Consider the following 21,116-nt stretch of genomic DNA (forward strand, 5'->3'; position numbering starts at 1 on the left):
TGGTTTAATTATGGTAGGTGTGGCCGTTGTCATCGGCATTATTTTGTTATCAATTTTATTGACGTTTGTACCGGTCATGCTATGGATTTCAGCGTTAGCTGCTGGAGTAAAGGTGAGCATTTTGACATTGATTGGGATGAGGCTTCGTCGCGTTATTCCGAGTCGAGTCATTAACCCACTGATTAAAGCGTTAAAAGCAGGAATTAACGTATCAACGAACCAATTAGAGAGTCATTACTTAGCAGGAGGAAATGTCGACCGTGTCGTCAATGCTTTGATTGCCGCGCATCGTGCCAATATTGAATTAACGTTTGAGCGCTGTGCAGCGATTGATCTTGCTGGTCGTGACGTGCTTGAAGCGGTACAAATGAGCGTTAATCCAAAGGTGATTGAAACGCCGTTTATTGCCGGGGTCGCGATGGATGGAATTGAAGTGAAAGCGAAAGCTCGTATTACGGTACGTGCCAATATTGATCGCCTTGTCGGGGGTGCCGGTGAAGAAACCGTCGTTGCTCGTGTCGGTGAGGGAATTGTTAGTACAATCGGTTCTAGTGATAATCACAAAAAAGTACTTGAAAACCCAGATATGATTTCGCAAACGGTTCTGTCTAAAGGATTAGATGCCGGAACAGCGTTTGAAATTTTATCGATTGATATTGCCGATGTAGATATCGGTAAAAACATCGGTGCTGAATTGCAAACAGAGCAAGCAGAAGCGGATAAAAATATTGCACAGGCGAAAGCGGAAGAGCGTCGTGCGATGGCTGTGGCTACGGAGCAGGAAATGAAAGCGCGCGTACAAGAGATGCATGCGAAAGTGGTAGAAGCAGAAGCTGACGTACCTTTAGCGATGGCTGAGGCGTTACGCAGTGGCAACATTGGTGTAATGGATTATATGAATTATAAAAATATTGATGCTGACACAGATATGCGTGGTTCAATTGGCAAAATGGCTGGTGGAAAAAAGGATAGAAAAGACGACGAGAAATAACTCGTCTGTCTTGGCTTGAAGGGAGGTCTTTGCGATTGAATCCATTATTGTAGCGATTGTGATTGGGATTATTGTGAACATTTTCAACCGATTTAGCGACAATGAAAAAGACAAAAAATCACCAGGACCAGTGGCTCGTCTACCTGAAACGCAAAAGAAAAAAACAGTTAGTGAGTTAAAGCAAGCTGTCGAGGAAGTGAAAGTAGAAATAACTCCATCTCCAAGACAGTTAGAGCAAAGAATCGGCAGCGTCAGACAAGAACGATTGAAAGTGAAAGAAGAAAAGCCCTCTTCGCATCAAATAGAAGAAGACGATCTATTAAGAGGAGTTATTTTTTCACAAGTGCTTAGTCCGCCTAAGGCACGCCGCAACAAATAAACTGACATGAACCCTCTTTTCTTTTCATACATTTGAAAGGAAAGGAGGGTTCTTTTTTATGGCGAAAAAGTGGGGCCAACAAATGAAAAATTGGCTGGCAAATTCAATGAACTTACCCGAAGATGTCATGATGGACCTTCCGCGCATCACAATCATCGGCCAGCTGCATATTTATATCGAAAACCATAGAGGTCTACTTGCTTTTTCAGATAAGGAAGTTCGGTTGTTACTCAAAAAAGGTCAGTTATTAATCCAAGGACATTCTTTTACGATTAAAACGATTTTACCGGAGGAGATCTTGCTCGAAGGGAAAATCGTCAAGTTGATGTATTTAGAAGGATAGGAGGGAGAAGGGTTGAACAATCAGTGGCTTGTTTTTTTTAGAGGAGTGGTCCATGTCAAAATTACAGGGCCAGGAGCTGAACGATTTCTCAATCAGCTGATTCGTTCCCGTATCCCTCTTTGGCAAGTGAAGCGGCAAGAAATGGGGACGATTACATTTGCGCTCTCTCTTCATCATGTTCAAGACTTAAGAAAGTGCGCTCGTGATTTTGAAGGAAAGGTCTTTTTTTTAAAAGGAGAAGGCTTGCCTTTCTTGATGAAAAGGATGATCAAAAGTTCTGGGTTTATCCTGGGAATGGTCGCGTTTTTGGTATTGGTGCTGTTATTATCAAATGTCGTCTGGCGGATTGATATTAACGGAGCAAGTCCCGAAATGGAGCATAAAATTCGTAAAGAACTAGACCAAATAGGGATTCAGAAAGGTCGGTTAATCTTTTCATTAGATGATCCGGAGACGGTACAGAAAAAACTATTTCATGAGGTGGATGGATTAACATGGATTGGAGTAGAATTGAGGGGAAGTACCTATCATTTTCGAGTTGTAGAAAAAACTACTCCAGAAGAAAAACAAACAAATGAATCGCAACACTTAGTGGCAAAAAAAGATGCAGTCATCGTTCGTATGTTCGTAGAGAAAGGACAAGCTGTTGTGAAAAGAAATCAATTTGTTCGAAAAGGGCAGCTATTAGTTTCTGGGTATATAGGGGATGAGGAACATGCTAAAAAAGTATCCGCAGCCGGCAAGGTGTATGGCGAAACATGGTATAAAACAGTGGTAGAGCTACCGTTAACGACTAATTTCAACACGTTAACAGGGCGAAATGTAAGAAAATACTATATACAGGTGGACCGTATGAAACTTCAAGTGTGGGGATTTAAAGATCCTGCGTTTGCGAATGCTCAATTAGAGAACAAGGAGCACCCGATTTCTTTTTTAGGGGTAGAGCTCCCGATTCATTACATTGAGAAAAGTTATTATGAAAGTGAGAAAATTCAGCGAGTGTACACAGAAGAGCAAGGGAAGGTACAAGCTTTACAAGCGGCTAGAAAAGATTTACAAGAGAAATTATCTGAAAAAGCAAAAATTACGGGAGAAAAGGTTTTACACAATCAGATTAAGAATGGTAAAGTTAAGTTAATTGTTCACTTCCAAGTGCTAGAAAATATCGCAGTAGGTCAATCAATTACTCAAGGAGATATAGAGAATGCCAGAAGAAAAAAACATAATGAACCTTCAACTTGATAACCCAAATGAAGCCCAAGCTTTATTAGGGGTGTCAGATAAAAACTTAACCATATTAGAAGAAGAATTTAACGTTTCGATCATTACAAGAGGCGAGACGATTCATATTGCTGGAGTGGAAGAGACAACGGTGTTAGTGAAAGAAATTATTTACCGTTTGTTGATGGTCATTCGCAAAGGGATTCAAATTAGTGAGCGTGATATCATTAATGCGGTACAAATGGCTAAGCGTGGGACGATTGAATACCTTGAAGAACTATATGAGCAGGAAATTACGAAAAATGCCCAAGGGAAATCGATTCGTATTAAAACGTTAGGTCAGCAGCAGTATGTCAGTGCGATTCGCCATAAAGATCTTGTATTTGGGATCGGTCCGGCGGGGACAGGTAAGACATATTTAGCGGTCGTGATGGCTGTTCATGCACTGAAAAAAGGACAAGTCAAGCGAATTATTTTAACGCGTCCAGCGGTGGAAGCAGGGGAGAGCTTGGGCTTTCTTCCTGGTGATCTAAAAGAGAAAGTAGATCCCTATTTACGTCCGCTTTATGATGCCTTAAATGATGTGTTAGGAACAGAACATACGCAAAGGCTAATTGAACGAGGGACGATTGAGATCGCTCCGCTTGCTTATATGAGAGGGAGAACACTTGATGATGCGTTCGTTATTTTAGATGAAGCGCAAAATACAACGAAAGCACAAATGAAAATGTTTTTAACTCGTCTTGGCTTTGGCTCAAAAATGGTCATTACGGGCGACAGAACACAAATTGACTTGCCTAGAGGAGCGCAGTCAGGACTTGTCTCGGCTGAGCATATATTAAAAAATGTGGCTTCCGCTTCATTTATTTATTTAGAGCAAAGTGACGTCGTTCGTCACCCGCTTGTTGCCAAAATTATTCAAGCATATGAGGAAGCGGAAGAATAAAAGGCGGCTGATGAGCCGTCTTTTTTCGTTCAAGATTGAACATGATCATATGAGAATCACATACTGAGCAAGACGATACATGAATTTTTTTAAAAAAGCTGTTATCATTTTACATATGCCATAAAAGTGAAACTAGAGTATAAGCAGGAGGGTGTAATGGACATACAATCTATGGTTTGCCGGATTCGTACCTATGTGAGTGATCGGGTGCTTGCGTTGATTGTGTTTTTTTTATTGGCGATATTGATGTTTGTGCTCTTGTATACTCACGTGAAACCGGAAACGTATCAAATTGAACTCTTTTCGGTTTCAGATCGGACGATTCGATCGCAAGTCACAATAGTAGATGAACAGAAAACGGAGGAAGAGAAAAATAGAGCGGCTCTGGAAGTTGACGAGGCTTATGTTTATAAAAGTGACATCGTCAATAATCGATTGTTACTAGTCGGCTCGTTATTTGATTTTGTTCTTGAGGCGAAAACGAAATATCCTGACGATGAGAAAGAGCAGTTATTATTTTTAAAGAAAAGCTTTACTAATGAAGCGGAAGATGTAGCGAAGGTGATTAGTGATGAGGAATTGTCCTCTTTGCTTGCGGCTGAACCAAAAGAGCTCGCCTCAGTGAAAAAAAAGACGAAAGACTTCGTCGAGTCTTCTTTAGAAAATAGAATTCGCGCAGAAGAAATAGCTGCTACGAAAGCGGAAGTTGCGAATCAAATTCAAGTGTCTTCGATTCCAGACCCACTTCAAGCGGCGTCAACGGCTATTGCTCGCTACGCCATCGTACCCACGGTCGTGTATGATAAGGAGTTAACGCAGAAAAGAAAACAACAGGCGATGGACAATGTAGAGCCGGTTCGTATTCTTCAAGGGCAAGTCATTGTGCAGGAAGGATACTTAATTGATCGAGAGACGTATCGCCAGTTAGAACTATTAGGTTTATTAAAGGACGATCCGTCTTATAAGCCTGTGATCGGATTGTTCATTTTTATTGCGGTTATTTTATTTTTGTTTTACTATTATTTTCACTATTCACTTCTAGAGGAAGAGAAAAAAACATCTGCTTTAGTGCTATCAAGTGTTGTCTTTCTGTCTTCCTTATTTCTAATGAAGCTTGCCGATATACTAACTTATAGCGATTTTTATGAGCTTACGTATGCTTATCCAGCTGCACTGGCGGCGATGTTGTTAACTGTTCTTGTTAATGAGCGGCTTGCTATTATGGTTACCATTGCTTTATCTACCTGTGGCACCATGATTTTTAATGAGCATTTAAATGGAGCATTAAATGTTGAAATGGGGCTATATATTTTATTTAGTGGCTTGGCAGGGATCTTATTTTTAATGGGCAGTAAAAATATTAATTTACTGCGTGCCGGGATGCTCGTTTCTCTTGTAAATGTCTTTGTTATTTTATTTTTGAAATTACTTGTCAGCGGTCAGTATACGCAGACAGAGTTTTTGTATTTTACGTTATTTTCGTTTTTATCGGGCTTGTTATCAGCTGTTTTGACGATGGGGACGTTGCCGTTTTTTGAAGCGGCATTTGGCATATTGTCAAAAATGAAGCTGATTGAATTATCGAGTCCTAATCAGCCGTTACTAAAAAAGCTATTAACAGAAACTCCTGGTACGTACCATCACAGTGTCATGGTCGCTAATTTATCAGAGGCGGCCTGTGAAGCAATTGGAGCTAATGGGTTGTTAGCGAGAGTTGGTTGTTATTATCATGACATTGGAAAAACGAAACATCCACAGTTTTATATCGAAAATCAAGGGGGGTTAGGAAACCCTCACGATCAGCTTCCACCTGAAGTTAGTAAGGATATTATTATCGCTCACGTGACAGATGGGGTGAAGATGTTAAAGGAGCATAAACTCCCACAAGAAATTATTGATGTGGCTGAGCAGCATCATGGAACAACACTCGTTAAATATTTTTATTATCAAGCGAAGAAAACCAATCCTGATATAAAAGAAAGTGATTTTCGCTATTTAGGGCCCAAGCCGCAAACGAAAGAGTTAGCCGTCATTAATATTGCTGATAGTGTCGAGGCGGCTGTTCGATCGATGGACCATCCGACGGCGGAACAAATTGGAGCGCTTGTTGATCAAATCGTTTCCGATCGGCTCAATGATGGTCAATTTGATGAATGTGACATTTCGTTAAAAGAATTACAAATCGTTAAAAAAACATTATGTGAATCGTTAAGTGGAATCTTTCATTCCCGAATTAAATATCCGGGAGCAGAGGAAGTTGCTCCTACTCAGCAAAGTTGAATCATTGGAGGGTATAACATGGATTTAGTAATCGATATTATCGATGAGACAGAAGAATTGAAAGAACAAACACATCAGTTGATTATAGACATATTGAACTTCACCGCAAAAAAAGAAGGAGTCAATGCTGGGAGTGAAGTGTCTATTACACTGACGGACAATGAAAGAATTCAAGAAATTAACCGCGACTATCGTGACAAAGATCAGCCGACGGATGTGATTTCCTTTGCACTAGAAGAAATGGGTGAGGAAGAGGTTGCGATCACTGGAGCAGACGATCTTCCACGCGTTCTTGGTGATATTATTATTTCCATTCCTCGGGCGAAGGAACAAGCGGAGGAGTATGGTCATAGCTTTGAACGAGAATTAGGCTTTCTTGTCGTACATGGCCTGCTTCATTTGCTTGGCTATGACCATATGACAGAGGAAGAAGAGAAAGTGATGTTTGCAAAACAAAGAGAGATTTTGGACGAATATGGCCTCGAAAGATAAACGAACCTTTCATTGGAAACGATTGCTCGCTTCTCATCGGTTTGCATTAGAAGGCATTCGATTAGCGATGGATGAACCGAATTTTCGCTTTCATATGGCGGCAGCGGTTGTAGCTATTGGCATGGGTATGTGGCTGTCGCTTGCGAAAATGGAATGGGTGGTTGTGTTGTTTTTAGTCTTTGGCATGTTTGTGTTAGAAATTATCAATACAGCAATTGAAAAAACAGTTGACTTAGTGACAGAAGAGTATCACCCGTTAGCGAAACAGGCGAAGGATCTAGCTGCGGGGGCTGTTTTGTTATATGCGGTTCTTTCTGTTATTGTAGGGTTGATCCTATTTGTACCTAAGTTAACAGAATTATTTTCGAAAATTTAGATTTTTCAGTTTTTTTACTGATAAAGGATTACAAATAAGTGATTTTGTATTAAAATAGAAAGCAAAGGAGCATGAATGTGGATATTCATCAATTAATTCAAGAAGCCAAAGCGGCGAGAGAACGTGCCTATGTTCCTTATTCTCAATTTAAAGTAGGAGCGGCGCTTTTGACCACGGATGGAAAGGTCTTTCAAGGGTGCAATATTGAAAATGCTGCCTACAGTATGTGCAATTGTGCAGAGAGGACCGCTTTATTTAAAGCGTGGTCGGAAGGAGCAACTAAGTATGCGGCCTTAGCGGTCGTAGCGGATACGAAGCGTCCTGTACCTCCATGTGGGGCCTGTCGCCAAGTGATTTCCGAGCTTTGTCCACCTGACATGAAAGTTATTTTAACGAACCTTCAAGGGGATATAGAAGAACATACAGTTAAACAATTATTACCAGGAGCATTTTCACCGGAGGACTTACATGAATAATCAAACGAATACAAGATACAAATCAGGTTTTATTTCGATCATTGGCCGCCCGAATGTCGGCAAATCCACGTTTTTAAATCGAGTGATCGGACAAAAGATCGCCATTATGAGCGACAAGCCGCAAACGACAAGAAATAAAGTGCAAGGTGTCTATACGAAAGAAGACGCACAAATGATCTTTATTGATACACCTGGGATTCATAAGCCGAAGCATAAGCTTGGGGACTTTATGATGAAAGTAGCCGTCAACACATTGAAAGAAGTAGACCTTGTGCTGTTTATGATTAATGCGGAGGAAGGCTATGGACGCGGAGATGAATTCATTATCGACAAGCTGCAAGGCATCCAAACGCCTGTGTTTCTTGTTCTCAATAAAATCGATCGAATTCACCCCGATCAGTTAATGGAGCTGATTGAGCAGTATAAGGATTTATATCCGTTTAAAGAGATTGTTCCGATTTCTGCTCTTGAAGGCAATAATGTGGATCGGTTGCTGACTCAAATCGAGGGGATTTTGCCAGAAGGTCCTCAATATTACCCAGCGGACCAAGTGACCGATCATCCAGAGCGATTTATTGTGTCTGAGCTTATTCGTGAAAAGGTCCTTCATTTAACGAGAGAAGAGGTCCCTCATTCAATTGCGGTTGTGATTGATAAGATGGAGCGCAGAGAAGACAAAGAGATTATTAATGTGATGGCTACGATCGTTGTGGAACGGGATTCGCAAAAAGGAATCGTTATTGGTAAACGCGGAAGTTTATTGAAAGAGGTCGGAAAGCGTTCACGGATCGATATTGAAAACCTGCTCGGGTCTCAAGTGTTTTTAGAGCTATGGGTAAAGGTGCAAAAGGATTGGCGCAACAAACAATCCAATCTTCGCGACTTCGGATTTCGTGAAGACGATTATTAATGAAAACACTAGAAATTTTTGCTCCTCATAATCAATAAGGAATCGGTGAAGCTAAGACAAGAAGCCATAAATAAATGCCAGTTTCAATTTTAAGAAAGGCGGGAAAAACATGTTGGATTTTACCTGGAAAGTCTTTTCGGAGACAGGAAGTGTAGATGCATACCTTTTGTATAAGGAAATTAAAAATGACAACGAAGGATCCCCGTTTGAACAAGAGCACAGGCTGGCGGAATTAGATTTCCCGATGACTGGGATGACCACTTGAGGAGGATGGAAGGATGGCCTTCTCATGCTTCAGAAAGTTGAAGGAATCATTATTCGCACCACCAATTATGGTGAAACAAATAAAATTGTAACAATATTTTCTAGAGAAAAAGGCAAGATAGCTTTTATGGCTAGAGGGGCGAGGAAGCCAAATAGTCGACTTTCAGCCATTACTCAGCTGTTAACGCATGGACAATTTCTTGTGCAGCTAGGTAGCGGTCTCGGGACGCTACAGCAAGGAGAAATTCTTACCTCGATGCGGCATATTCGCGAAGATTTAATGATAACAGCTTATGCTGCTTATATGGTAGAGCTATTAGACAAAAGTACGGAGGATCAGCAGGTGAATCCGTACTTATACGAATTTTTAAAGCAGTCGCTGTATTATTTAAATGAAGGGTATGACGCGGAAATTTTGACAAACATTTTTGAAATGAAAATGTTGCAAGTCATTGGTTTGCGTCTAGAACTGTCAAGCTGTGTCCATTGTCAAAGCTGTGAAGGTCACTTCGCTTTTTCGATTCGTGAAAATGGGTTGCTTTGTCATCGCTGCTTTGATATAGACCCTCACCGATTGCCGCTTTCACAACCCGCGATCAGGTTGTTGCGATTATTTTACTACATTGATTTAGAGCGTCTCGGGACGATCAACGTGAAGGTGGAGACGAAAAAAGAGCTGAGAGCTGCGATTTCCCTGTATTACGATGAATATTCTGGTTTGTTTTTAAAATCGCGAAGATTCATTGATCAATTAGAAAAAATGGAAGCGATCTTTACGGAACGCAAGCAAGAGGATTGACAAAACGGCTATTATCGATTAAATTTTATATACTTAATCGATAATAAAAAGTTGCAGTGAAGGAATAGAGTACTTGATTTCCCTCTACTTTAAGCGAACCCGGGATGGTGCGAGCCGGGGAGAGAGCGTCAAGGAAAGGCAGTCTGGAGCAGCTAATTGAAAAGAGGCTATAGATCTTCTATAGCAAGTAGGGTGGAACCGCGGGTATAACTCTCGTCCCTATGTACAATTTTGTGCATAGGGACGAGAGTTTTTTATTTTTAACATAAGGAGAAAGAGAGGCTAAACAATGAATATTCAAAACATGATTTTAACATTGCAAAAGCATTGGTCTGAACATGGCTGTATTTTAATGCAAGCCTATGATGTCGAAAAAGGAGCAGGTACGATGAGCCCTTATACATTTTTACGGGCGATTGGTCCAGAGCCTTGGAATGTAGCCTATGTCGAACCGAGCCGTCGTCCAGCAGATGGACGCTATGGAGAAAACCCAAATCGCTTGTATCAGCATCATCAATTTCAAGTAATTATGAAGCCATCTCCAGATAATATTCAAGAAATGTACTTAGATTCATTAAAGGCTCTTGGGATCGATCCGTTAGAACATGATATTCGCTTTGTAGAGGATAACTGGGAAAATCCTTCCCTCGGCTGTGCAGGTCTTGGTTGGGAAGTGTGGCTTGATGGTATGGAAATTACGCAATTTACGTACTTCCAACAAGTTGGTGGTTTAGAATGTAAACCTGTTTCAGTGGAAATTACATACGGAATCGAGCGTCTTGCTTCGTATATTCAAGAGAAAGAAAATGTGTTTGACTTAGAATGGACAGATGGATTTACGGTCAGAGATATTTTTTATCAACCGGAGTTTGAACACTCTAAATATACGTTTGAAACTAGTGATGCCGATATGCTATTTAATTTATTTACGATTTATGAAAAAGAAGCAAAGCGTCAAATGGACGAGGGACTTGTTCATCCAGCCTATGATTACGTATTGAAATGCTCTCACGTTTTTAACGTGTTAGATGCCAAGGGAGCAATTTCTGTCACGGAAAGAACGGCTTATTTAGGTCGTATGCGCGGTTTAGCGAGACAAATTGCGAAGACATTTTATGAGGAACGTGAAAAATTAGGATTCCCAATTTTAAAGGGGAAAGGGGAGCCAGAACATGAATAAAAAAGATTTACTACTAGAGATTGGTTTAGAAGAAATGCCTGCTCGTTTCGTCACTGAATCGATGAATCAGCTCGGTCAAAAAGTAGAAGCATTTCTAACAGAACAAAACATTGCGCATGGAGAGGTTCAAGTATTTTCGACTCCTCGCCGTCTAGCGGTCATCGTTAAAGATGTAGCGGAAGCTCAACAAGATGTGGAAGAAGAGGCGAAAGGACCAGCGAAGAAAATTGCTCTTTCAGAAGATGGAGAGTGGTCGAAAGCAGCGATCGGATTTACTCGCGGTCAAGGAATGACGGTAGAGGATATTTATTTTAAAGAAATCAAAGGGATTGAATATGCCCACGTCAATAAGTTTGTGAAAGGTCAACCAGCGATAGAATTACTACCAGCACTTCGCGAAGTGATCACGAGCTTACACTTCGGCAAAAATATGCGCTGGGCTGATAATGACTTGCGTTATATACGTCCAATTAAGTGGATCATCGCTTTATTTGGTCAAGACGTGATTCCGTTTAGCATCACGAATGTGTCTACAAGCAATCAAACAATGGGACACCGTTTCCTTGGAGAACAAGTAGAAATAACAGACGCTTCGACTTATGTCCAACGTTTAGAGGGACAATATGTGATCGCTGAACCGGAAAAAAGAAAAGCGATGATTCGTGAGCAATTAACAGCGATTGAAAAGGGTCAATCATGGATGATCCCTGTAGATGAAGCGCTGTTAGAAGAAGTCAACAATCTAGTCGAGTTCCCAACCGCGCTTTACGGCTCATTTAATCAAGAGTTTCTTGAATTACCAGAAGAAGTGTTAATCACTTCGATGAAAGAGCATCAACGTTATTTCCCAGTAAAAGATCAAGATGGGACACTTCTTCCTTACTTTATTACCGTTCGTAATGGAGACAGCCGTGCTTTAGATAAAGTGGCTCATGGAAATGAAAAAGTTCTTCGTGCTCGTCTAGCGGATGCAGACTTCTTCTATAAAGAAGACCAAAAAACAGCGATCGATACGTTTTTAAATAAGCTAACAACGATTGTTTATCATGAAAAAATCGGCACGTTGGCAGAAAAAGTGGCACGCATTCGTAAAGCAGCGGTGACATTGGCTGAATTAACAGGTGCCAACAATGAAACGAAGAGCAAGGCAGATCGTGCGGCACAAATTTGCAAATTTGACCTAGTGACGCAAATGGTATATGAATTTCCTGAGCTTCAAGGAATCATGGGAGAGAAATATGCGTTGCAAAAAGGGGAAGATCAAGAAGTCGCTCGAGCAATCAATGAACATTATCAGCCGCGCCATGCAGAAGATGATACACCAGCTACACTAACAGGGGCACTCGTAAGCTTGGCGGATAAGTTAGATACGATCGTTTCTTGCTTTGCTGTCGATATTATTCCGACAGGCTCTCAAGATCCTTATGCGTTAAGAAGACAAGCGGCGGGCATCGTCCATATTTTAGCGGATAAAAAATGGAATGTTTCGTTAGAACAAGTAGTAGAAGCAGCGATCGCGATTGTAAAAGCGGATCAGATCGGCGAGAAAGACGCGGACACTTTATTAGAAGAGCTAATGACCTTCTTTAAGATGCGGGTTAAATATAATCTCCAAGAACAAAGGGTGCGTCATGATATCATCGATGCCGTTCTTGCAGGTCACGTTGGCGTATTACCAGCGCTATTTGAAAAAGCTAGCATACTAATGACTCATAAAGAGGATGCCAACTTTAAAGAAGTGATGGAAGCACTTAGCCGCGTGTTAAATATAGCGAAAAAAGCGGAAGGAACAAGTGTTGTCGACCCAAGCTTGTTCGCTAATGATGAAGAGAAAGCATTGTATCAAGCTACAACTCGCATACAAGAAGCATTGCAAACAACGGAATCTTCAGAAGAAAAGTATCAGTTACTTGCTAGTCTTCAACCAGTGATTGAAAGCTATTTTGAACATACGATGGTCATGGCACAAGAGGCTAATATTAAAGCAAACCGATTACAACAAATGAAAACACTTGCTCATATAATTACGGAATTTGCTGATTTCAACGCGATTTTAGTCAAGTGAGTACTAGTGTAATATGCGTATGGATTTGCTCTATTGATGATCGATTATTCAGTGACACCCCTCATGAATGACGACTGAAAGGACCGTCTTAAACAAAAACAAGGATAAACTATGCTGTTCATTTTTGTTAAATAGTATATAATATTTCTTATATGGTATAACACTTTTAGTTCATTCAAGCATCCGTGTTTAGTTGTTCGAACAATATTGATCTCCTTTACGATGGGAGCATAAGTTCTTGCAACTAAACATGTGGTGCCTTTAATGCGTGTTAGGTGGTGAAGACATTGGAACTAAATAAGCGGCAAGATCAAATATTGCAAATTGTGAAAGAGAATGGCCCTATTACTGGTGAAAGTATTGCTGAGCGCTTAAATTTAACGAGAGCGACTTTAAGGCCTGACTTAGCGATCTTAACGATGGCGGGCTTTTTAGATGCAAGACCAAGAGTTGGCTATTTTTATACGGGGAAAACTGGTACACAGCTACTTACGGAAAATTTAATGAAAATTTATGTGCGCGATTATCAAGCAATCCCAGTTGTGGTCAGAGAAAATGTATCTGTGTATGATGCAGTCGTCACTATGTTTTTAGAAGATGTTGGCACGTTGTTTGTTGTGGATGAACATTCTTGTTTAGCGGGTGTGCTATCAAGAAAGGATTTGTTGCGAGCAAGTATTGGAAAACAGGATTTAAGTGCGATTCCCGTGAATATTATTATGACGAGAATGCCTAATATTGCGGTTTGTCAGAAGGATGATTTACTGCTTGATGTGGCAAAGAATCTGATCGATAAACAAATCGATTCCGTTCCTGTTGTCAAAAAGACAGACTTAGGCTATGAAGTGACCGGACGAATTACAAAGACAAACATTGCGAAAGCCTTCGTATCACTCGCTGATGACGATTGAGTGCTGAAATAAAAGGAGGTTGCTGATTGTTGGTAAACGACCCAATTATTTATATTGTTTCCGATTCGGTAGGAGAAACGGCTGAACTAGTAACGAAAGCTGCAGTCAGCCAGTTTAACGGATCTCACGCGATAATTAAACGCTTCCCTTATGTGGAAGATCCGTTTCATATTGATGAAGTCATCGATTTGGCCAAAGGAGAGCGCGGCATTATCGTTTATACGTTAGTGAAGCCTGAAATTAGAAAATATATGCAAGAGAGAGCGCTTGAAGAAAACATTGTTATTTTTGATTTGATAGGCCCATTAATGGATCAATTGCAATCAATGTATGGAAAGGCACCACTTCTTGAACCGGGGCTTGTTCGTAAATTAGATGAGGAATACTTTAAGAAGGTAGAAGCTATTGAATTCGCAGTCAAGTACGATGATGGTCGAGACCCTAGAGGGCTACTTAAAGCAGATATTGTATTAATTGGTGTGTCTAGAACATCTAAAACACCTTTATCTCAGTATTTGGCGCATAAGCGACTAAAAGTGGCGAATGTACCACTTGTACCTGAGGTGGATCCTCCAGAAGAATTATTCACGATTCCACCAGAAAAATGTTACGGTTTGAAAATAAGTCCAGAAAAACTGAACCAAATTAGACGGGAACGATTGATTTCACTTGGACTAAACGACCAGGCTAGCTATGCGGATGTTGAGCGGATTAAAACAGAAATGGCTTACTTTGAAAAGATCACGAGCAAAATTGGTTGTGAAATCATCGATGTCACTAATAAAGCAGTAGAAGAAACGGCCAATATTATTATGAGTAAATTTAGAAACAGAACATAGAGGGTGTCCTAAAGCTACGGCTTCTTTCGCGCCATTTATAGTGTGAACATACTATATTTTGCCGTTAAAAGAGAAGCTTCGTGATAAGAGGGCAGCCTCTTTCACTTTCTTTTGAAAGTTAGAAAAAAACAATAGTCTTTTTGCAGAACATATACTATAATAAAAAATTGTGATAAAAATGTATTTAAAACAGGTTTAGAGGTCTGAATAAAGGAATAAACTATTTATGTGCTTTAGCCATCCTCCAAGGGAAGTTTAGAGTGAGGAATGTTCGTAAATTTTTTATGTTATTTCGTATATAAGAAGGATTCTAAACAAGCTTGTAGAATAATAAAGCATAGGAAAGAAAGAAAAAAATGAAGGTATTTGTCGATAACTATTCTATCTGTTGCAGAAAATAATAGGTGGTTATCGATTAATAGCATAGCTGGTGATGTTTAAGTGGCAGGAAAGATTCCTGAAGAAACGATTCAACAGATTAAGCAATCGCTTGATATTACTGAGATCATAGGCGATTACGTTCAGTTGAAAAAGCAAGGTCGAAATTACTTTGGGCTATGTCCTTTTCACGGAGAGAATTCTCCTTCATTTTCCGTCTCACCTGATAAACAGATCTATCATTGTTTTGGATGCGGAGCCGGGGGAAACATGTTTACCTTTATCACGGAAATAGAGAATGTTTCTTTTCGAGAAGCTGTCAGTAAGCTTGCCGATCGTGCGGGTGTGGCTGTTGACATTCAAATTCCGGGTGAACATCCTGATCGAGCTGTTTCAAAAGAAGAGGATCGGATGCTTGAAGCTCATGAACTCCTAACGAAATTTTACCACCATTTGCTGGTAAATACAAAGGAAGGTCAGGAAGCGTTAGAGTATTTGCAAGAACGCGGCTTTACTAAAAATGAAATAGAGGCTTTTCAAATCGGTTGGTCACTCCCTCAGTGGGATTTCACGACCACTTTTTTGCAAAAGCGTGGTTTTTCGGTCGAGGAATTAGAAAGAGCAGGGCTGATTATTCAAAAAGAAGATGGTTCTTACTTTGATCGGTTTCGGGGAAGGATTATGTTTCCACTTCATGATGACAAGGGGAAGGTTGTTGCTTTTTCAGGTCGAGCGCTATATGAAGAGAAGCCGAAGTATTTAAACAGTCCAGAAACCGCTATTTTCAATAAAAGTCGCCTGTTATACAATTTTCACCGAGCAAGATCAGCCATTCGTAAACAGCATGGTGCCGTTCTTTTTGAAGGGTTTGCTGATGTCATTGCGGCAGCATCAGCAGGGGTAGAAGCTGGTATTGCCACAATGGGTACGTCATTGACCGATGCTCATATCCAACAGATGAAACGGATCACTGATCAAGTGGTCATTTGCTATGACGGCGATTCAGCTGGTATTCAAGCGGCCTATCGCGCATCAGAAATGCTAAATGAAAGCGGCTGTCAGGTGAAAGTGGCGATGATTCCTGACAAGATGGATCCTGATGACTATATTAAGAAACATGGAGCTGAGAAGTTCCGTGACAATATAATAGGGACTGCCTTGACGCTAATGGCGTTTAAAATGGAATATTTTAAGCAAGGAAAAAACCTTCAAGATGAAGGACAAAAGCTTACCTATATCGAAGAAGTGTTAAAAGAAATTGCGAAACTGCAAAAAGCGGTTGAGCGTGATTATTATTTGCGCCAAATAGCTGATCAGTTTTCTCTTTCTCTAGATGCATTAAAACAGCAAGAGAAACAGGTGTTTTTTAAAGAGAGGAAAAAACAACCGGCTCATCAACAGACGTTGACGTTACCGGTGATCCCTCAGACGACCCAAAAGCTCTATCCAGCCTATCAAACAGCTGAGCGAAGGCTAATCGCTCATATGTTGAAAGACGCGGATATCGCCTATAAAGTGAAGGAGTTAATGGGGAGTGAAGCGTTTAATATCGATGAACATCAAGCTATTTTCACGTATTTACTTGGCTTTTACGAAGAAGGACATGGACCAGATTCCAGCATCTTTATTAACTTTCTTCCAGATGCCAACTTGCGCCGACTCGTTTCCGATATTGAAATGATGATGGTCAGTGAGTATGTAAATGACGAGGAAGTGCATGATTATATAAAAGAAGTATTTAAGTACCGCAAAAAGCTAGTCATCAAAGCAAAGAAACAACAGCAAATAGCAGCGGAAAAAGCAAATGATTATCAAACAGCCGCTCAACTTGCGATGGAAATAGTAAAGTTGAAAAAAGAGTTAAAAGTGTAAGTAGTATGAGGTAAGGATGTTGGAAGGAGGGGGACACATGGCTGAAAAGTCAACACGTTCCAAAGAAACTGAAGTCACATTAGAAAGAGCAAAAGAGCAAATTATAGAAATAGGGAAAAAGCGCGGAAAGCTATCCTATGACTATGTAGCTGATAAATTGTCACCATTTGAAGTAGAATCTGACCAAATGGACGAATTCTATGAGCATCTTGGCGAGCAAGGGATCGACATCACCAATGATGAAGATGAAGAGGAAGATCCAAACATTCATGAGCTTGAAAAAGAAAGTGAAGAGTTTGATTTAAATGACTTAAGTGTTCCTCCTGGTGTGAAAATTAATGATCCAGTGCGTATGTATTTAAAAGAAATTGGTCGTGTCGACCTTCTTTCAGCAGATGAAGAGATTCAACTTGCTACTCGCATTGAAGAAGGGGACGAAGAGGCGAAACGTCGCCTAGCTGAAGCTAACTTACGACTAGTTGTTAGTATTGCCAAGCGCTATGTCGGACGTGGAATGCTATTCCTTGACTTAATTCAAGAAGGGAATATGGGTCTCATTAAAGCGGTTGAGAAATTTGATTATCGTAAAGGCTTTAAATTCAGTACGTATGCGACATGGTGGATTCGTCAAGCGATTACTCGTGCGATTGCCGACCAAGCAAGAACGATTCGAATTCCTGTTCATATGGTAGAAACGATCAATAAGCTGATTCGTGTTCAGAGACAGCTACTTCAAGATTTAGGTCGTGAACCGTCTCCGGAAGAAATTGCTGAAGAAATGGATTTAACACCTGAAAAAGTAAGAGAGATCCTTAAAATCGCACAGGAGCCGGTCTCACTTGAAACACCAATTGGTGAAGAAGATGATTCTCACTTAGGCGATTTCATTGAAGATCAAGAGGCTACTTCACCGTCTGAACATGCTGCGTATGAGCTATTGAAAGAGCAGCTAGAAGATGTACTAGACACATTAACAGATCGTGAAGAAAATGTGCTTCGTCTTCGCTTCGGCTTAGATGATGGTCGTACACGCACACTTGAAGAAGTAGGAAAGGTTTTCGGTGTCACTCGTGAACGTATTCGTCAAATTGAAGCGAAGGCACTTCGTAAGCTTCGTCATCCAAGCAGAAGTAAACGCCTAAAGGATTTTCTTGAATAATAGGTTAACAAGCTGATCTACAAGTGCCTAGTCTCTCCAAATATATAGTATTTTTCAAATGATCAATACTATTGGAGGTGTCTGGCACTTTATTTTTTGAGAAGATGTGTTTGTGACAAACTAAGTCTCGAGCAGGATGTGACAACAGTTGGATGATAAACAAAAGATCATTATGAAAGAAATATTATTGTGGAAAGAAAATCACATGCTTCCTGAACAATATTGTGATTATTTGCTTTCCTTATACAGTCAAGGGGAAGAGTGGGATGAGTCTTTAATCCAAACAAAACAAAGCAAAAACTTCCCGCTTAAAAGTATATTGGTGTCTTTATCCATTTTAATGATTTCGCTATTTGTCCTATATTTTACTGAAATGTCTTTCCCTTTGCAAACAGCGATTTTGGTATTTTTTGTCGTAGTGCTTTTAAGTTTAGGTTTTTATTTTTCTAAAAAAGGTTTACTATTTCCGATGTTTTATGTTGGGGCTGCCATTTTATTGCTTGTATATTCAGTCGAACTTCATGAAATAATGAAAGGGAAAGGTTTCTTTTCTCTTAACTATCTTCTTTTTATCAACTGTTTATTATGGTGGATAGCAGGGAGAAAGTTACAGTTAATTTATTTTACGATCTCTGCTTGGTTAGGTTTTGTCGTGTTAATTATTTTTATATTTATATAATATAAAAAATATAGAAATTTAGCTGTAAAGGGATGTTTTTATTTGTTCTAATCATTAAAGAACAAAATGTGTCTAAATTACGACAAAAATGAAAAAACTTGATGATAAGGGCTTTCCGTCATTCTGTTTTTAAAGTAAAATAAAAGGTGTTTGTACTTTCTATTTGTTATACGTATACATAAGGGAGGGTAAGAAATGAATCGTAATCCGGTTATTCCATTTTTATTAATTATGGTATTTGGATTAGGTCTAGTTTTCTTCTTGTCACTAGAAGGACTTAGTAGTTCTAAAGAGATGGCAAAAGAAAAAGAAGGCGGAGAGAAAACCGAAGAAACTGCTGGTGGAGAGTTCGATGCTGAAAGCCATTACAAGCAATCATGTGTGGGCTGTCACGGTGGCAACTATGAAGGTGGAGCTGGTCCAGCACTAACAGGTGTTGGCGAAAAGCTATCAAAAGATGAACTTAAAGATGTTTTAGTTAATGGCCGTGGTGCAATGCCACCAGGACTTGTTCCGGCTGAAAATGCTGATGCAATGGCTGATTGGCTTAGCGAAATTAAATAATTTAAGGAAAGTTCTTTGCCTAGTGCAAAGAACTTTTTTTATCAACTGAAGTTGTTTACACTAGATACGAAAAGAAAAGCAAAGTGGTGACATAATGAATATCAATCAACTATCGAAACGATTAACAACTGTAGTGAATCAAATTCCAAATCAATCAACTTTAGCGGATATTGGATCGGATCATGCGTACTTACCTTGTTATGCAGTAAAAACAGGAATTGTCACGAAAGCAGTGGCGGGAGAAGTCGTAGAAGGTCCTTTTCAGGCGGCGAAACAGCAAGTGCAGGAGGCAGGGCTAGAACAATGGATCGATGTTCGAAAAGGAAATGGTCTTGAGGTCATTGTTCCTGGCGAAGTGGAATGTATCACCATCGCCGGGATGGGAGGCACCCTAATCGCCTCTATTTTGGAAGAGGGAAAGGCGAAGCTTGAAGGGGTGAAGCGTCTCGTACTTCAGCCGAATATTAGCGGGATCAATATTCGCCAATGGTTACTGGCGAATGAATGGGAACTAATTGCTGAAATGATTATGGAAGAAGACGGGAAGATATATGAGGTGTTAACAGCAGAAAAAGGAGATCCCTTCAAGCCTTATGAAGCGAATCAAGCACAGCAACTATTGTTAGGGCCATTTTTGATGGAAGAAAAAAATGAGGCGTTTTTAAAGAAATGGCAGCGCGAAGCTAGTCAGCTAGAGCTTGTTTTAGAAAATTTAAAGAAGGCAGAAGACGGAGAAGCGGTTGCAAACAAGAGGCAGCAAGTTCTTCATGAATTGAATTTGATTAAGGAGGCGATTGAATGAAAACGGCCAATGGTCATGAAATCATTCAGCTATTTGAACAATTTTCACCGAAAAAGTATGCAATGGAAGGCGATAAAATCGGTTTGCAAATCGGTCGATTAAACAAACCGGTTGAACGAGTTCTTGTGGCACTTGATGTGTTAGAAGATGTGGTGGATGAAGCGATCGCTAACGATGTGCAATTAATCATTGCTCATCACCCGATCATCTTTCGCCCGTTGAAATCGATTGTAACGAGTGAACCCGCTGGAAGAATGATTGAAAAGCTAATCAAACACGAGATTGCTGTGTATGCCGCTCATACGAACCTAGATGTTGCTAAAGGCGGAGTGAACGATCTTTTAGCGGAAGCGCTTGAGCTAGAGGGAACAGAAGTGCTTGTGCCAACGTTTGAGGACGGTTTGAAGAAATTGGCGGTGTTTGTACCAGAAACTCATGAAACAGCTGTGAGAGAAGCGCTAGGAGCCGCTGGAGCGGGTTTTATCGGTGAATATAGTCATTGCTCCTTTTCCTCGCAAGGGACGGGACGTTTTCAGCCAAGCGCTGAAGCTACCCCTTATATCGGACAAGCGGGTACACTTGAAGAAGTGGCCGAAGTGAAGATTGAAACGATTTATCCTGAAAGCATGGAGAAAAAGGTGCTTTCAGCGATGTTAAAAGCCCATCCTTATGAAGAAGTCGCTTATGACATTTATCCATTAGGAAATAAAGGCGAAACGTTAGGACTTGGAAGAGTAGGAAAGCTGAAGGAGGCAATGTCTCTTCGTCAATTTGCTGAATTCGTCAAAGAAAAATTAGATGTTAATGGGGTACGTGTCGTCGGGGAGTTAACCGATCAAGTGAAGAAAGTCGCTGTGCTAGGTGGAGATGGGAATAAATATTTCCAATCAGCTAAATTTAAAGGCGCAGATGTATACGTTACAGGCGACTTTTACTATCATACAGCTCATGATGCGATGGCAGCTGGATTGAACGTCGTTGACCCAGGGCATAACGTTGAGAAAGTGATGAAGAAAGGGACGGCGATAAAACTGAAGGAGCTAGCGGATAGCAAAGGGTTGAACGTCGAGTTTATTGCTTCTTCGGTTCATACCGATCCTTTTACATTTTTATAAGTTTAAAAAAAGTCGTCCAGAAAGAGGGATAAATATCTTTCTGGACGACTTTAATTTTATGCCGTCAAATACTCG

Annotated in this window: 22 protein-coding genes and 1 other annotated feature; all 22 genes read left to right on the forward strand. The window is 40.3% G+C overall.

Annotation, left to right across the window (positions count from 1 at the left end; translation table 11 throughout):
• The first annotated feature begins 10 nt into the window (after positions 1–10).
• The 22 genes from floA to CEF22_RS07210 all read left to right on the forward strand — a co-directional run bounded on the left by floA (position 11) and on the right by CEF22_RS07210 (position 21,041).
• Entirely contained in the window at positions 11–991 is a 981-nt protein-coding gene (gene floA, locus CEF22_RS07105; RefSeq protein WP_442857396.1) for a flotillin-like protein FloA, read from the forward strand.
• Between the two features lie 73 nt (positions 992–1,064).
• Positions 1,065–1,370 carry a hypothetical protein gene (locus tag CEF22_RS07110; RefSeq protein WP_157843190.1) on the forward strand — a complete coding sequence of 102 codons (306 nt, stop codon included), beginning with the start codon at positions 1,065–1,067 and terminating at the stop codon, positions 1,368–1,370.
• A 58-nt stretch (positions 1,371–1,428) separates the two neighbouring features.
• Positions 1,429–1,713 carry a sporulation protein YqfC gene (gene yqfC, locus CEF22_RS07115; protein WP_095477756.1) on the forward strand — a complete coding sequence of 95 codons (285 nt, stop codon included), beginning with the start codon at positions 1,429–1,431 and terminating at the stop codon, positions 1,711–1,713.
• A gap of 12 nt (positions 1,714–1,725) precedes the next feature.
• The gene (yqfD, locus tag CEF22_RS07120; RefSeq protein WP_100402311.1) at positions 1,726–2,955 is read left to right on the forward strand and encodes a sporulation protein YqfD; all 1,230 of its coding nucleotides are present in this window, start codon (positions 1,726–1,728) and stop codon (positions 2,953–2,955) included.
• A complete protein-coding gene (locus tag CEF22_RS07125; protein ID WP_100402312.1) occupies positions 2,918–3,880 on the forward strand; it encodes a PhoH family protein in 963 nt (320 codons plus the stop codon). The genes yqfD and CEF22_RS07125 overlap by 38 nt, the downstream gene beginning before the upstream one ends.
• A 156-nt stretch (positions 3,881–4,036) precedes the next feature.
• Positions 4,037–6,160 carry an HD family phosphohydrolase gene (locus CEF22_RS07130; protein WP_100402313.1) on the forward strand — a complete coding sequence of 708 codons (2,124 nt, stop codon included), beginning with the start codon at positions 4,037–4,039 and terminating at the stop codon, positions 6,158–6,160.
• Positions 6,161–6,178: 18 nt separating this feature from the next.
• Complete coding sequence (gene ybeY, locus CEF22_RS07135; protein WP_095480710.1) at positions 6,179–6,652, forward strand: rRNA maturation RNase YbeY; 474 nt, start codon at positions 6,179–6,181, stop codon at positions 6,650–6,652.
• Positions 6,636–7,028, forward strand: coding sequence for a diacylglycerol kinase family protein (locus tag CEF22_RS07140; RefSeq protein WP_100402314.1), 393 nt, complete (start codon positions 6,636–6,638; stop codon positions 7,026–7,028). The genes ybeY and CEF22_RS07140 overlap by 17 nt, the downstream gene beginning before the upstream one ends.
• A 77-nt stretch (positions 7,029–7,105) precedes the next feature.
• Positions 7,106–7,504 carry a cytidine deaminase gene (locus CEF22_RS07145; RefSeq protein WP_095480712.1) on the forward strand — a complete coding sequence of 133 codons (399 nt, stop codon included), beginning with the start codon at positions 7,106–7,108 and terminating at the stop codon, positions 7,502–7,504.
• Positions 7,497–8,414: a GTPase Era gene (gene era / locus CEF22_RS07150; protein WP_100402315.1), complete on the forward strand. Its 918-nt coding sequence runs from the start codon at positions 7,497–7,499 to the stop codon at positions 8,412–8,414. The genes CEF22_RS07145 and era overlap by 8 nt, the downstream gene beginning before the upstream one ends.
• A gap of 109 nt (positions 8,415–8,523) precedes the next feature.
• On the forward strand, positions 8,524–8,679 hold the full coding sequence (locus tag CEF22_RS07155) for a YqzL family protein (RefSeq protein WP_095480740.1): 156 nt from the start codon (positions 8,524–8,526) through the stop codon (positions 8,677–8,679).
• A gap of 24 nt (positions 8,680–8,703) precedes the next feature.
• Positions 8,704–9,477, forward strand: a complete 774-nt coding sequence (recO, locus tag CEF22_RS07160; RefSeq protein ID WP_100402316.1) for a DNA repair protein RecO — start codon at positions 8,704–8,706, stop codon at positions 9,475–9,477.
• A 47-nt stretch (positions 9,478–9,524) separates the two neighbouring features.
• Positions 9,525–9,701: a binding site (T-box leader), on the forward strand.
• A gap of 65 nt (positions 9,702–9,766) precedes the next feature.
• Entirely contained in the window at positions 9,767–10,657 is an 891-nt protein-coding gene (gene glyQ, locus CEF22_RS07165; RefSeq protein ID WP_094835750.1) for a glycine--tRNA ligase subunit alpha, read from the forward strand.
• Entirely contained in the window at positions 10,650–12,722 is a 2,073-nt protein-coding gene (glyS, locus tag CEF22_RS07170; protein WP_100402317.1) for a glycine--tRNA ligase subunit beta, read from the forward strand. Before glyQ ends, glyS begins: the two co-directional genes overlap by 8 nt.
• A 278-nt stretch (positions 12,723–13,000) precedes the next feature.
• Positions 13,001–13,633, forward strand: a complete 633-nt coding sequence (locus CEF22_RS07175) for a helix-turn-helix transcriptional regulator (protein WP_198508037.1) — start codon at positions 13,001–13,003, stop codon at positions 13,631–13,633.
• 29 nt (positions 13,634–13,662) lie between these two features.
• Positions 13,663–14,472 (forward strand): pyruvate, water dikinase regulatory protein, encoded by an 810-nt coding sequence (locus CEF22_RS07180; RefSeq protein ID WP_100403935.1) that lies wholly within the window; start codon positions 13,663–13,665, stop codon positions 14,470–14,472.
• Positions 14,473–14,913: 441 nt separating this feature from the next.
• The gene (gene dnaG, locus CEF22_RS07185; RefSeq protein ID WP_100402319.1) at positions 14,914–16,722 is read left to right on the forward strand and encodes a DNA primase; all 1,809 of its coding nucleotides are present in this window, start codon (positions 14,914–14,916) and stop codon (positions 16,720–16,722) included.
• A 37-nt stretch (positions 16,723–16,759) separates the two neighbouring features.
• Positions 16,760–17,881: an RNA polymerase sigma factor RpoD gene (gene rpoD / locus CEF22_RS07190; protein ID WP_094835746.1), complete on the forward strand. Its 1,122-nt coding sequence runs from the start codon at positions 16,760–16,762 to the stop codon at positions 17,879–17,881.
• Positions 17,882–18,029: 148 nt separating this feature from the next.
• The gene (locus CEF22_RS07195; protein WP_232726078.1) at positions 18,030–18,560 is read left to right on the forward strand and encodes a hypothetical protein; all 531 of its coding nucleotides are present in this window, start codon (positions 18,030–18,032) and stop codon (positions 18,558–18,560) included.
• A 195-nt stretch (positions 18,561–18,755) separates the two neighbouring features.
• Positions 18,756–19,124 (forward strand): cytochrome c550, encoded by a 369-nt coding sequence (gene cccA / locus CEF22_RS07200; protein WP_100402320.1) that lies wholly within the window; start codon positions 18,756–18,758, stop codon positions 19,122–19,124.
• 94 nt (positions 19,125–19,218) lie between these two features.
• Positions 19,219–19,926 carry a tRNA (adenine(22)-N(1))-methyltransferase gene (locus tag CEF22_RS07205; RefSeq protein ID WP_100402321.1) on the forward strand — a complete coding sequence of 236 codons (708 nt, stop codon included), beginning with the start codon at positions 19,219–19,221 and terminating at the stop codon, positions 19,924–19,926.
• Positions 19,923–21,041 (forward strand): Nif3-like dinuclear metal center hexameric protein, encoded by a 1,119-nt coding sequence (locus CEF22_RS07210; RefSeq protein ID WP_100402322.1) that lies wholly within the window; start codon positions 19,923–19,925, stop codon positions 21,039–21,041. Before CEF22_RS07205 ends, CEF22_RS07210 begins: the two co-directional genes overlap by 4 nt.
• Positions 21,042–21,116: the final 75 nt, after the last annotated feature.

It is taken from the genome of Bacillus sp. FJAT-42315, assembly GCF_002797375.1.
GTDB lineage: Bacteria > Bacillota > Bacilli > Bacillales > Domibacillaceae > Bacillus_CE.